This is a genomic window from Candidatus Pelagibacter bacterium nBUS_29 (assembly GCF_051200905.1).
GTDB lineage: Bacteria > Pseudomonadota > Alphaproteobacteria > Pelagibacterales > Pelagibacteraceae > Pelagibacter.
In genome coordinates this window covers 554,613-566,999 of the sequence record NZ_CP172843.1, presented here as the reverse complement: position 1 = coordinate 566,999, position 12,387 = coordinate 554,613, and the positions used below count along the sequence as shown (strand labels likewise).

Sequence of the window (12,387 nt, the reverse complement as noted above, 5' to 3'; positions counted from 1 at the left end):
TTAATTTTTAATTATCTTTTTAAAATTTTTTATTACACTTGATAATCCAAAAAAAATAGACTCTCCAATTATAAAATGACCGATATTAAATTCTTTAATTTCTTTAATTTTGCATAATATTTTTGTTGTTTTATAATCTAATCCATGGCCAGCATGAACTTCTAAGTTTAGTTTTTTTGCAAGTTTTGAGCACTTTTTTATTCTATCCAATTCAACGTTATATCTTTTCTTTGACTTAACTAGATTTGATATTTTACCAGTATGAATTTCAATACAATCGGCATTAAGCTCCTTAGACATTCTAATATCTCTAATGGATGGGTTTATAAATAAACTTGTACGAATTTTATTTTTTTTAAATTTTTCAATTATATTTTTTATTTTTTTTTTATTTTTGATTAAATTTAATCCACCTTCAGTTGTGACCTCTTTTCTATTTTCAGGAACAAAACAAATATAATCAGGTTTTATTTTTAAAGCATTTTTAACAATTTGATCATTCATAGAAATTTCAAGATTAACCAAAACTTTTTTTGATTTACAAATTTTTTTAGCATCTAAGTCATTAATATGTCTTCTATCTTCTCTTAAATGAATAGTTACTGAGTCAGCACCCATCTTGATAACTTGTAATGCTGCATAATATGGGTCTGGATGATGTTCGCCTCTAGCATTTCTGACAGTTGCTATATGGTCTATATTTACACCTAATTTTTTCACTTAATAAATCTACTTCCTGGTGTGGTGATAGGAATTGACTTAAGTTTTTGTGGTAACTGTTTTTCACTATAAGTTGGAACTTCGATTTTTAAATGTGAAATAATTCCTGTTTTTATTTTAAGAGATTTAATTGTTGATCTATCTATAATAGATGCAAAACCCAAAAGTTTGGCATTGGCTTTTTTTATCAATTTAACACACTCTAAACTAGATTTTCCTGTTGTTATAACATCCTCTATAATTAGAACATTGGCACCTTTTTTAATATTAAATCCTCTTCTTAATTTAAACTTACCGTTAACTCGTTCACAGAAAATTGTTTCTTTTTTTAAAAGTTTACCGATTTCATAACCGATAATCACACCTCCCATTGCTGGTGCCAAGATCAAGTCAATTTTATTATGTTTTTTTTTAATTTTGTTAGCTAATGATTTACAAATTTCATTTGCCAAATATGGGAAACTTAATAATTTGGCGCACTGAATGTATTTAGAAGAATGCAACCCTGAAGATAGTACAAAATGACCCTCTAAAAGAGCATCAGTCTTTTTTAAAATATCTAAGGATTTTTTGAGTGAAAGCATTTCTTTTATCTTCGTGTCTAATTATCTTAAATTTTATACCTTTTTGCTTAAGCTCTGCAATAAAATTTGTGAAGTTTTTTAAATTGGTAATTATCAATCTAAATTTAAAATTGATATACTTTGCATTTTTACCTGCCATTTCAACATTTGAAATATTAAGCTTATGACTACCAATCAAAGAACTTATATCGCCCAATTGACCTGGTTGATCAGGTAATGAAATCCATAAGGTTGTATTATATTTCTTAATTTTCTCCTCTTTTTGTTCACCTTTGTCGTGCCAATATCTTCTAATAGCAGACCTTGCTTTACCTGTTTTAGTTGTTGGTATCCAATGCAGGGATGGTGACTGGTTTTTAGATGTAATTATATTAACTCTGTCTCCATTTCTTAAAACGTGTTGTAATTCTGATTTATTTCCATTTATTTCACATCCTATAGCTGTGTTACCTATTTTAGTATGAACAGCATATGCGAAATCTATTGGTGTAGCGTCTTTTGGTAATTTTATAACTGAACCTTTTGGCGTGAAACAGAATACATTCTCTTGGAACATTTGAAGTTTTGTATACTCATAAGAATGTTCAGGGTTTTCATTTTTTTCAATAATTTCAACAAGATCTTTTAACCAGTCATACTCTTTCCAACTTAAAGAATTAAATTTCTCAGAGGATTTATATTTCCAATGTGAAGCAACTCCTCTCTCAGCAAATTCATGCATTTCATGTGTTCTAATCTGAATTTCGATTGGTTTTTTATTTGAGCCAATTACAGATGTATGTAGTGATTTATAACCATTTATTTTAGGTGAAGATATATAGTCCTTGAACTTACCTGGAATACAGTTCCATTTTTTATGAAATATACCAAGAGTTTTATAACACTCATCTACTGAATTTAGTGTAATCCTAAATCCAATGATATCTGTGATTTGCTCTAGTGAAATTCTTTTTTTTTGAACTTTACGCCAAATTGAAAATGGTGTTTTTTCACGACCATGAATTTCAGCATTGATGTAATTGTCATTTAAAATTTCACTTAGTTCAAAAGAAAGAGACTCAAAAAGATCTTTTTTATCTGATTTAATTTCATCAAGTTTTTTTTTGATTAATTCTCTTGCTTCATTATTTAAAATTTCAAAAGACAAATCCTCAAGTTCATCTCTTATTCTATGCATTCCCATTCTGTCAGCTAATGGTGCATAAATTTCCATAGTCTCTTGAGCTATTCTTTGTCTCTTTTCCTCTTTAGGGATTGCTTTAATAGTTCTCATATTATGAAGACGATCGGCAATTTTTACTAACAAAACACGTATATCTTTTGATGTGGCTAGAATTAATTTTCTAAAATTTTCTACTTTTGAATTTGACCCTGCTGTATTTTCAAAAACAGAAATTTTTGTAACACCATTAACTAATTCTGCTACTTCAAGACCAAATTCACTTTTAATAGTCTCATATGTAGCAAAGGTGTCTTCAATAGTATCGTGAAGTAAACCAGTGGTGATTGTTGCGCTGTCTAGTTTTAGTTCGGTTAAAATATTTGCTACTTCTATAGGATGTACTGAATAAGGATCTCCTGATGCTCTTTTTTGATTTTGGTGTGCCTTAACAGCAAAATTAAAAGCTTTATCTAATCTTTCTGGATTTAAAAACTTGTTGTAAACTTTTACCTTGTTTATTAAATCATTCGAATTAAGCATTTTTTATTATAACATTAATTCAAATTTGTTTAATAGATCTAATATCTTTATTTGATAGGGATAAAATTAACTTTTTTATATCCATTTTTTTAGAAGGGTGAACCCACTCCTTTTGAATTTCAAACAAAGGAATTAAAACAAAATTTCTCAGATGCATCATAGCATGAGGAAGTTTTAGTTTTTCATTAAATACCAATCCATTAAAATCAATTATATCTATGTCACAAACTCTAGGTGAATTTTTAGGAGATTTTTTTCTTCCCAACTTAGCCTCGATTATTTTGCACAAATTCAACAATTCTAAAGGTTTATATGAGCACTTAACTTTTAATACAATATTGATAAATTTGGGGTTCTTAGGATTTGGCCAAGAGGGTGTTTCATAATAATTGGATACAGAAATTAGATTTATGTTGCGCTCAATTAAAAGAGATTTGGCTTTTTCTATATTTAAAAATCTATTTCCTAAGTTTGAACCTATGCCTAAAAAAATATTCCTAACTTGATTTTCTAATATATCTTGCTTTATCACGATTCCAATCTCTATTTTTTTTTGTAGCTCTTTTATCAAATTGTTTTTTTCCTTTTGCAACAGCTAATTCAACTTTTGCTTTTCCATTTTTAAAATACATTTTTGTAGGAACAATTGTAAAGCCATCTCTTTGCATTTTACCAATCAATTTTTTGATTTCTTTTTTATTTAATAAAAGTTTTCTTTCATCTGTTGGATTGTGATTTGAATAGCTTGCCTGTTTATAAGATGCTATATGAGAATTAATTAAGATTAATTCACCATTTTTTTCTACAGCATAAGACTCAGCGATATTAATTTTACCATCTCTTATAGATTTTATTTCAGATCCTTTCAAAACAATACCTGCCTCTAAAAGATCCTCAAAAAAATAATTGAAACTTGCTTTTCTGTTTAAACAAATAATCTTTAAACCAGGATTGGTTTTTTTATTCATTAAATCAATTTTGCTGATTCTAAAGCTTTTTGAATTATAGGTTTGGCGTTATCAGACGTTTTTACTAAAGGCAGCCTTACAGCATCGTCACATAAGTTCATTAATTTTGCAGCATATTTGACTGGACTTGGGTTACTTTCAATAAACATTGCGCTGTGGACTGGCTGTAAAATGCTATCTAATTTACCAGCTTCGCTAATATCATCTTGATTATTTGAGACAGACAATTTTTGAAAATCAGAACATAACTTAGGAGCTATATTTGCAGTTACACTAATAGTGCCAACACCACCTCTTTTATTGAACTCAAGTGCATTATCATCATTACCAGTCAATTGAATAAATTCTTTTCCCATTTTAGACAGTTGCTGATCAACTCTATCAAGATCACCAGTAGCATCTTTAACACCTACAATATTTTTTAATTCAAAAAGTTTTGCCATTGTATCAACAGACATGTCAATTACAGATCTGCCTGGAATATTATAAATTATAATTGGAATTCCACACTTATCGTTGATAGCTTTATAATGTTGATATAAGCCTTCTTGTGTTGGCTTGTTATAATAAGGTGTAACAATTAAAGCTCCATTTGCCCCTACTTTTTCAGCATGGGATGTTAATGAAATTGCTTCCTCTGTCGAATTCGAGCCAGTTCCTGCAATGACAGGTATTTTACCATTGCTTTCTTTGATACAAAGATCAATAACTCTTTGATGTTCTTCATGACTAAGTGTGGGAGATTCGCCGGTTGTACCAGCGGGAACTAGACCACTTGTGCCATTATCAATGTGAAAATGTATTAATCTAATATACGCTTCTTCATCCAGTCCATTATTTTTAAATGGAGTAATTAAAGCAACATTTGATCCTTTGAACATAAATACTTATAACATAGTTTAAAGATTCATATACTAAAAGATTATGCTGAAAATATTATTATTTATATCTTTAATCGTATCAACTTTAACAAATTTCAATCTTGTGTCAGCAGAAGTCATATCTATTATTCCTTTGAAAAAACCAGATTTATCAAGGGATGAATTGAATAAAAAGATATCCAAGAATATTCTTAAACCCATAAAAAAACCAAACAAAAATCAAAAAAAAACTGTTGAGAAAAAAATAACAATTGAACCCAAAAAAAATTTAAATTTATCTTTTAAAATTCCCAAAAAAAAACCGACTGTAGTAGGAAAAAAAAGCACAACACGTGTCAAATTATCTAAATATTATAGCAAAAAAGATTTTAGTATTGCAAAAAAAGCAATTTCTGAAATGCAAAAAAGTAGATGGACCTCTTCGCTTAAAATTGCAAAAAAAGCAAAAGATAAATCTATATATAATTTTATTAAATGGAGGTATCTTTTAACAACAGGCAATCAAGCTTCATTCTATGATTACAAAGTTTTTATTGATCAGAATAGTCAATATCCAAGAATAAGTAGATTAAGATTTCTCGCTGAACACAAATTATCCACAGCAAAAATATCTCCAAAAAAGATCATTAACTGGTTTGATGGAAATAACCCATCAAGTGGCTATGGAATGATGATATTAGGTGAAAGTTTAATTTTAATTGGAGATAAAACCAAGGGAATTAAGCTTATTAAAGATGGATGGATTACAGCAGATTTATCAAAAAATGAATTAAAATTTTTTAGAAAAAAATTTAAAAAATACCTTAATGCTGATGATTACATAAAAAGAGCTGATAACCTAGCTTGGAATAGTAAGTACTGGGGTTTAAAAAGATTATTGAGGTATCTACCTAAAGATTATGAACTTTTATATACAGCTAGACAAATTTTAATGACAAAAGGTTATGGTGTAGATCAAGCAATAAAAAATGTTCCTGATAAATTCAAAAATAATGCAGGCTTAAATTATGATAGGCTTAAATGGAGAAGAAAAAGAGGTCGTGTAGACTCTTCTGTTGAAATTTTATTAAAAATCAAAAATAACAAAGAGTATTTAGTGCATCCTGAAAAATGGTGGAAAGAGCGAGAAATTATATCCAGAGCTCTTATTTATGAGAAAAAATATGAAAATGCTTATAAAATTTCAAGTAATCATGGAATGGTAGAAGGTGCTGATTATGCTGCTGCTGAATGGATGAGTGGTTGGATAGCATTAAGTTTTTTAAATGATCCATTAATTGCAAAAGATCATTTTAAAAATTTTTATAACAATGTTAATTATCCTATAAGTACCTCTCGTGGTGCGTTTTGGTTAGGGCGTACTTTTGAAAAATTAGGCGATCGTGAACAATCAATTACTTGGTATAAAGAGGCTGCAAAATATCTTACTACTTACTATGGTCAATTAGCTTTTTTAAAATTAAATCCAAATAAAAAATTTGAGCTAAATAAAGATATGTTGGTTGACAATAAATATAGATATATTTTTTTTAATAAGGAATTAGTTAAAATAACCTATCTTTTGGATGAATTAAAAAAAGATAAATATACAAAGTTTGTTTTAAGACATTTAGCAAATGATAATATTGGAAAAGGAAGTGAGGTTTTAGCTGCTGAACTTGCAACCAATATTGAAAGATATGATTTTGCAATACAAGTTTCTAAAATATCATCTTATCAAAAAAGATTTCATAATAAATATAACTACCCAATAATTAGCACACCAAAAACTATAAATGGACGAACAATTCCAGAAAGTGCTTTTATTTTGTCTATTATAAGACAAGAGAGTGAATTTGACTTAAGCGCTAACAGTCATGCAGGAGCAAAAGGATTAATGCAGTTAATGCCTTACACTGCAAAATTAGTATCCAAACAAGCTAAACTTCCCTATTCAAAATCAAGACTGACTACTGATCCAGAATATAATATTAATTTAGGTTCTCACTATATTGCTGGTTTAATTTTACAATACGATGGTGCCTACCCTTTTGCTGTAGCAGCATACAATGCTGGTCCGAATAGAGTTAAATATTGGAAAAAATTAAATAAGAATCCACAAAAAAATCAAATTAATTATGTTGATTGGGTTGAGTTGATAAAATTTAGAGAGACAAGAAACTACGTTCAACGAGTCTTGGAAAATTACAATGTTTATAGATATATTCTAGAAAAAAGACCCATCCTAATGAAAGACTTTTTCAGAGACCAGCCTCTATTTTGATGGCGGAAGAGGAGGGATTCGAACCCTCGGTACAAGTTTCCTCGCACGGTCATTTAGCAAACGACTGGTTTCAGCCTCTCACCCACTCTTCCGTATGACATAGTGTATTAAGTGATTGTATTGAAAATTCAATATTTATAAAGTAATTATTCGATAATTATGAAAAATAAGTATTCAATATTTTCTTTGATTAAAAATGCTCTTTCACATCATGAGAATTGGCAGAGAGCTTGGGAAGACCCAGCTCCAAAAAAAGAATATGATGCCGTTATTGTTGGTGGAGGTGGTCATGGGTTAGCAACAGCTTATTACTTGGCAAAAAAACATAACATGAAAAATATTGCTGTTGTTGAAAAAGGATGGATTGGTGGAGGTAATACTGGGAGAAATACTACAATAATTAGATCAAATTATTTATGGGATGCAAGTGCTGGTCTTTACGATCATGCATTAAAAATTTGGGAGGGTTTATCTCAAGAACTTAACTATAATGTAATGTTTAGCCAGAGAGGTGTAATGAATCTTGCTCATAATTTGCAAGATGTGAGAGATTTAAAAAGAAGAACTCACGCTAACAGATTGAATGGTATAGATGCTGTTTATCTCAGCACAGAAGAAGTTAAAAAATTTTGTCCTATTATAAATACATCACCTGAAATCAGATACCCTGTATTAGGTGGCACATTGCAAAGAAGAGCTGGCACAGCGAGACATGATGCTGTTGCATGGGGTTATGCCAGAGGTGCAGATGAAATGGGTGTTGATATAATTCAAAATTGTGAAGTTAAAGGAATTAGTAGAAACGGAGATAGTGTCGATGGTATTGAAACTACAAAAGGTTTTATAAAAACTAAAAAAATTGGAGTGGTTGCCGCTGGACACTCAAGTGTTATAGCAAACATGGCAGGATTAAAGTTACCTCTTGAAAGTAAACCTTTGCAAGCTTTAGTGTCAGAGCCTGTTAAACCAATAATTGATACAGTTGTAATGTCAAATGCAGTGCATGCTTATGTTAGTCAATCTGATAAAGGCGAGTTGGTTATAGGTGCAGGTACTGATGATTATGTTTCTTACTCGCAAAAAGGAAGTCATCAAATTGTAGAAGGAACATTAAATGCAATTTTAGAACTTTATCCAATTTTTAGTAGAATGAGAATGCTTAGACAATGGGGAGGAATTGTAGATATTTGTCCAGATGCTAGCCCAATATTAAGTAAGACTTCTGTTAAAGGGCTTTATTTTAATTGTGGCTGGGGAACAGGTGGCTTTAAAGCAACACCAGGTTCTGGAGATTTATTTGCTCATACAATAGCTAATGATGAGCCTCATAAACTTAATGCAGCATTTAATTTAAATAGATTTATAAGTGGTGACCTTGTTGATGAACATGGTGCTGCAGCGGTTGCTCATTAATGTTTTTAATAAATTGTCCATATTGTGGAGAGCGAGATCATCAGGAATTTAAAGCTGGTGGAGAAGCTCATATAGAAAGACCAAAACAGCCCACTGAATTAAGTGATGATGAATGGGCAGAATATTTGTTCATGAGAAAAAATATTAAAGGTATTCAATTTGAAAGATGGAACCATGCACACGGATGTAGAAAATGGTTTAATATGGTTAGAGATACATCTAATGATCAAATTAAATTAATTTATAAGATGGGTGAAAAACCCCCTGCTGAATGATATGTCGACTGATTTTAGAATAAAACCGAGTGAATTTATTGATGAAACTGTTAGAGTTTCTTTTAAATTTAATGGAAAAAATTATCATGGGTTTAAAGGAGATACGCTTGCATCAGCCCTACTTGCAAACAATGTTCATTTAGTTGGGAGAAGTTTCAAATATCACAGACCAAGAGGAATAATGACAGCTGGTTCTGAAGAACCAAATGCGATTGTTCAAATAAGTAATGGTACAAATAGAACGGAACCTAATGTTAGAGCTACGGAAGTAGAAATTTACGAGGGTTTGGAAGCTTCTAGCCAGAACTGTTGGCCTAGTGTTAATTACGATATAGGGGGAATTAATAATGCTATTTCAGCTTTTTTACCAGCCGGATTTTACTATAAAACTTTCATGTGGCCAGCAAGTTTCTGGGAAAAATATGAATACGTAATCAGGCACTCTGCTGGACTAGGCAAATCACCAACTGAAAGAGACCCCGATGTGTATGATCATAGATATATTCATTGCGATGTATTAGTAGTTGGGGCGGGTATTTCAGGAATATTGGCTGCAAGGAATGCTGCTAAAAATAACTTAAAAACCTTACTCGTTGATGAAAAAAATGAATTGGGTGGATCAACAATTTATCAAAACAGAGAATTTAATAAGATTGAAAATCAAAATTCATCTGATTGGCTTAAAAAAGAAATAAAAGAATTAAGAAATATAAAAAATCTTGAAATTAAAACAAGAACTAGTGTTGCTGCGTTTCATGGATATAATTATTTATTAGCGAGAGAAAACTTAACAGATCATTTAGAGAAGAAAGATAAACAAGGAAAAATTAGACAAAGACTTTTAAAAATAAGAGCTACAAAAGTTATTCTTGCAACAGGTGCTTTAGAAAGACCACTGATCTTTAATAATAATGACAGACCTGGAATTATGCTTTCATCAGCAGTAAAAAAATATGCAGATTATTATGGCGTAGTTTCTGGTAAAAAGAATGTTTTTTTTACAAATAATGACAGTGCTTACGAAAGTGCTTTTTGTCTTCACAACAAAGGAATAAATGTAGAAGCAATAATTGATATTAGAGAAAATTCAAATTCAAAGATTGTAAAAGCTGTAGAAGAAGCAGGTATTAAAATTCATTGGTCTCATACAATAGTTGATACAAGAGGGTATAAAAGATTAAGCGGTATCTATGCCATGAAGTTATCTAATGACGGTTTATCTGTTACCGGTAGTAAGATAAATATTTCTTGTGATTGTCTGGGTGTCGCTGGTGGTTGGACACCAGCCGTTCATTTATTTACGCAATCAGGTGGAAAATTAAAATTTGATGAAAATAATAACGTATTTTTGCCAAATAAATATCCGTCTGAACAAATGAGTGTTGGCTCTTGTAATGGTGATTTTAAGTTAAAAGAAATTATTAGTAATTTATCAACTAATTTAAAACAATTTTTAAAAGTTGATAAGACAGATTTTGACAATATCTTGATAGAAAGCGAAGAAGAAAATTCAAAAAGAAATATTTGGTTATTACCATCAGATAAACCAATTGGGAAAACTAAACCTTTTGTTGATTATCAAAATGATGCAACAGCTAAAGATATAAAATTAGCTTTGAGAGAAGGTTTTAGATCAATTGAACATGTAAAAAGATACACAACAACTGGGATGGGAACAGATCAAGGTAAACTTGGAAATATGCATGCACTTGGAATAATAGCTGATACGGCTGGTGTAAAAATGAGTGAACTTGGAACTACAACTTTTAGGCCACCCTACACACCTTTAACATTTGGAACAATTGTTGGAAGAAACGTTGGTGAATATTTTGATGTTTTTAGAAGAACTCCTATGAACGATTGGCACATAGAAAATAAAGCTGAATTTGAAAATGTTGGTCAATGGAAGAGAGCTTGGTATTACCCAGCAAATGGTGAAACAATGCATGAAGCAGTTCAAAGAGAAAGCACGGCCGCAAGAGAAAGTGCTGGAATATTAGATGCATCAACTTTAGGTAAAATTGATATTCAGGGAACCGATGCTTCAGAGTTTTTAAACAGAATTTATACAAATGCCTGGTCAAAACTTGGCATAGGTAAATGCAGATATGGTTTGATGCTTAATGAAGATGGAATGGTTTATGACGATGGTGTCACAACAAGACTTGGAGAAAATCACTACTTAATGACAACAACAACAGGTGGAGCCGCAAACGTATTGGGTAAACTTGAAGATTATCTACAAACAGAATGGCCTGAATTAGATGTTTATTTAACTTCAGTTACTGATCATTATGCAACAGCAAGTTTATGTGGGCCAAACAGTAAAAAAATATTAAATAAAATTGCTCCAGATCTTGATTTATCTGAAGAAAGTTTCCCTCATATGTCATTTAAAAATGCTCAGATTGGAAATATTAAATGTAGAATTATGAGAATTAGTTTTACTGGTGAGCATAGTTATGAAATCAATGTTCAATCTAATTATGGTAAAGCTATCTGGGAAAAATGTATTGAGGCTGGTAAGGAGTTTAACATCACTCCATATGGAACTGAGACTATGCACTTATTAAGAGCAGAAAAAGGGTTTATAATAGTGGGTCAAGACACTGATGGAACGATGACACCTATTGATCTTCAAATGGATTGGATAGTAAGCAAAAAGAAATATGATTTTATCGGTAAACGATCACTTTATAGATCTGATACCATGAAAGAAGAGCGTAAACAATTAGTTGGACTTTTGACAGATGATCCAAATATAGTTTTAGAAGAAGGCGCTCAAATCGTTTCTGATTTAAATCAATCTCCAGTTAATATGCTTGGTCATGTAACTTCAAGTTACTACAGTCCAAATTTAAAAAAATCTATTGCTTTAGCTGTTGTGAGAGGTGGAAAAAATATGATGGGAAAAAAATTATTTATTCCAATGGAAGATAAAACAATCAATGTCACTATAGAAAATCCAGTCTTTTTTGACACAGAAAATAAGAGGTTAAATGCTTAATTATAATTCACCGATTGATAATCAGATTAATTATAACGATTTATCCATAAAAGAAATATCTCCTATAATGAAACTTAATTTACGAGGAAGTAAAAGAGAATTCTTTGCTACAGTTGGAAAACATCTAGATATGATTTTACCGACAGAAGCAAATACATCTTCTTCTAGCTCAAAACTTACATCTATTTGGCTTAGTCCTGATGAATGGTTGGTTGTATCAAATGATAAAATTGAAAAAGATACAAATAAATATGATCTTGAAGAAGATCTGTACAATAGTATTTCAAAAACTAGTTTGGGTGCAGTTGTAGATGTCACTGATCAGTTTGTGATGTTAGAATTGAAGGGAGCAAATATATATGAGCTATTTTCCTCCGGTAGTCCGTTTAATTTTAATGATTTTAAAGAAAAAAAAGGGTCTACTACACAAACATTGCTAAACAATATTGATGTAATAATTCATAATAAAGGTGAAAATTTAGCTAATTTATTTGTTAGACGTTCATTTTCTGAGCATTTGTACTCTTGGATAAATGATAGTGCGTCAAGGTTATAAGGTTATTCTTAATTATTT

The 12,387-nt window shown here is 30.5% G+C and carries 11 protein-coding genes and 1 tRNA gene; 5 read left to right on the top strand and 7 right to left on the bottom strand.

Features of this window, described 5'->3' with window-relative positions; all coding sequences use genetic code 11:
• The 6 genes from ACIJYA_RS03030 to dapA are packed head-to-tail and all read right to left on the bottom strand — an operon-like array spanning position 1 to position 4,855.
• A complete protein-coding gene (locus ACIJYA_RS03030) occupies positions 1 to 720 on the bottom strand; it encodes a pyridoxine 5'-phosphate synthase (RefSeq protein WP_435089059.1) in 720 nt (239 codons plus the stop codon).
• The gene (gene pyrE, locus ACIJYA_RS03025; RefSeq protein WP_435089058.1) at positions 717 to 1,304 is read right to left on the bottom strand and encodes an orotate phosphoribosyltransferase; all 588 of its coding nucleotides are present in this window, start codon (positions 1,302 to 1,304) and stop codon (positions 717 to 719) included. Before pyrE ends, ACIJYA_RS03030 begins: the two co-directional genes overlap by 4 nt.
• Positions 1,261 to 3,006: a RelA/SpoT family protein gene (locus ACIJYA_RS03020; protein ID WP_435089057.1), complete on the bottom strand. Its 1,746-nt coding sequence runs from the start codon at positions 3,004 to 3,006 to the stop codon at positions 1,261 to 1,263. Before ACIJYA_RS03020 ends, pyrE begins: the two co-directional genes overlap by 44 nt.
• A gap of 19 nt (positions 3,007 to 3,025) precedes the next feature.
• A complete protein-coding gene (folK, locus tag ACIJYA_RS03015; protein WP_435089055.1) occupies positions 3,026 to 3,538 on the bottom strand; it encodes a 2-amino-4-hydroxy-6-hydroxymethyldihydropteridine diphosphokinase in 513 nt (170 codons plus the stop codon).
• The gene (gene smpB / locus ACIJYA_RS03010) at positions 3,504 to 3,974 is read right to left on the bottom strand and encodes an SsrA-binding protein SmpB (protein WP_435089053.1); all 471 of its coding nucleotides are present in this window, start codon (positions 3,972 to 3,974) and stop codon (positions 3,504 to 3,506) included. The genes folK and smpB overlap by 35 nt, the downstream gene beginning before the upstream one ends.
• Positions 3,974 to 4,855: a 4-hydroxy-tetrahydrodipicolinate synthase gene (gene dapA, locus ACIJYA_RS03005; RefSeq protein ID WP_435089052.1), complete on the bottom strand. Its 882-nt coding sequence runs from the start codon at positions 4,853 to 4,855 to the stop codon at positions 3,974 to 3,976. Before dapA ends, smpB begins: the two co-directional genes overlap by 1 nt.
• Before the next feature lie 43 nt (positions 4,856 to 4,898).
• On the opposite strand from dapA, the gene ACIJYA_RS03000 reads away from it, so the two are divergent.
• The gene (locus ACIJYA_RS03000; protein WP_435089051.1) at positions 4,899 to 7,118 is read left to right on the top strand and encodes a lytic transglycosylase domain-containing protein; all 2,220 of its coding nucleotides are present in this window, start codon (positions 4,899 to 4,901) and stop codon (positions 7,116 to 7,118) included.
• Here the strand turns inward: ACIJYA_RS03000 and ACIJYA_RS02995 are convergent.
• A tRNA-Ser gene (locus ACIJYA_RS02995) sits at positions 7,119 to 7,210 on the bottom strand.
• 67 nt (positions 7,211 to 7,277) lie between these two features.
• Here ACIJYA_RS02995 and ACIJYA_RS02990 point away from each other — a divergent pair.
• The 4 genes from ACIJYA_RS02990 to ACIJYA_RS02975 are packed head-to-tail and all read left to right on the top strand — an operon-like array spanning position 7,278 to position 12,369.
• Positions 7,278 to 8,531: a sarcosine oxidase subunit beta family protein gene (locus tag ACIJYA_RS02990; RefSeq protein WP_435089049.1), complete on the top strand. Its 1,254-nt coding sequence runs from the start codon at positions 7,278 to 7,280 to the stop codon at positions 8,529 to 8,531.
• Positions 8,531 to 8,806 carry a sarcosine oxidase subunit delta gene (locus tag ACIJYA_RS02985; RefSeq protein WP_435089047.1) on the top strand — a complete coding sequence of 92 codons (276 nt, stop codon included), beginning with the start codon at positions 8,531 to 8,533 and terminating at the stop codon, positions 8,804 to 8,806. The genes ACIJYA_RS02990 and ACIJYA_RS02985 overlap by 1 nt, the downstream gene beginning before the upstream one ends.
• 1 nt (position 8,807) lies before the next feature.
• A complete protein-coding gene (locus ACIJYA_RS02980; RefSeq protein WP_435089045.1) occupies positions 8,808 to 11,813 on the top strand; it encodes a sarcosine oxidase subunit alpha family protein in 3,006 nt (1,001 codons plus the stop codon).
• A complete protein-coding gene (locus ACIJYA_RS02975; protein WP_435089044.1) occupies positions 11,806 to 12,369 on the top strand; it encodes a sarcosine oxidase subunit gamma family protein in 564 nt (187 codons plus the stop codon). The genes ACIJYA_RS02980 and ACIJYA_RS02975 overlap by 8 nt, the downstream gene beginning before the upstream one ends.
• Positions 12,370 to 12,387 lie beyond the last annotated feature (18 nt).

Coding starts and splice junctions, on each gene's coding strand:
- pyrE (WP_435089058.1), bottom strand. CDS start 1,304: ATGCTTTCACTCAAAAAATCCTTAGATATTTTAAAAAAGACTGATGCT.
- ACIJYA_RS03020 (WP_435089057.1), bottom strand. CDS start 3,006: ATGCTTAATTCGAATGATTTAATAAACAAGGTAAAAGTTTACAACAAG.
- smpB (WP_435089053.1), bottom strand. CDS start 3,974: ATGAATAAAAAAACCAATCCTGGTTTAAAGATTATTTGTTTAAACAGA.
- dapA (WP_435089052.1), bottom strand. CDS start 4,855: ATGTTCAAAGGATCAAATGTTGCTTTAATTACTCCATTTAAAAATAAT.
- ACIJYA_RS03000 (WP_435089051.1), top strand. CDS start 4,899: ATGCTGAAAATATTATTATTTATATCTTTAATCGTATCAACTTTAACA.
- ACIJYA_RS02990 (WP_435089049.1), top strand. CDS start 7,278: ATGAAAAATAAGTATTCAATATTTTCTTTGATTAAAAATGCTCTTTCA.
- ACIJYA_RS02985 (WP_435089047.1), top strand. CDS start 8,531: ATGTTTTTAATAAATTGTCCATATTGTGGAGAGCGAGATCATCAGGAA.
- ACIJYA_RS02980 (WP_435089045.1), top strand. CDS start 8,808: ATGTCGACTGATTTTAGAATAAAACCGAGTGAATTTATTGATGAAACT.
- ACIJYA_RS02975 (WP_435089044.1), top strand. CDS start 11,806: ATGCTTAATTATAATTCACCGATTGATAATCAGATTAATTATAACGAT.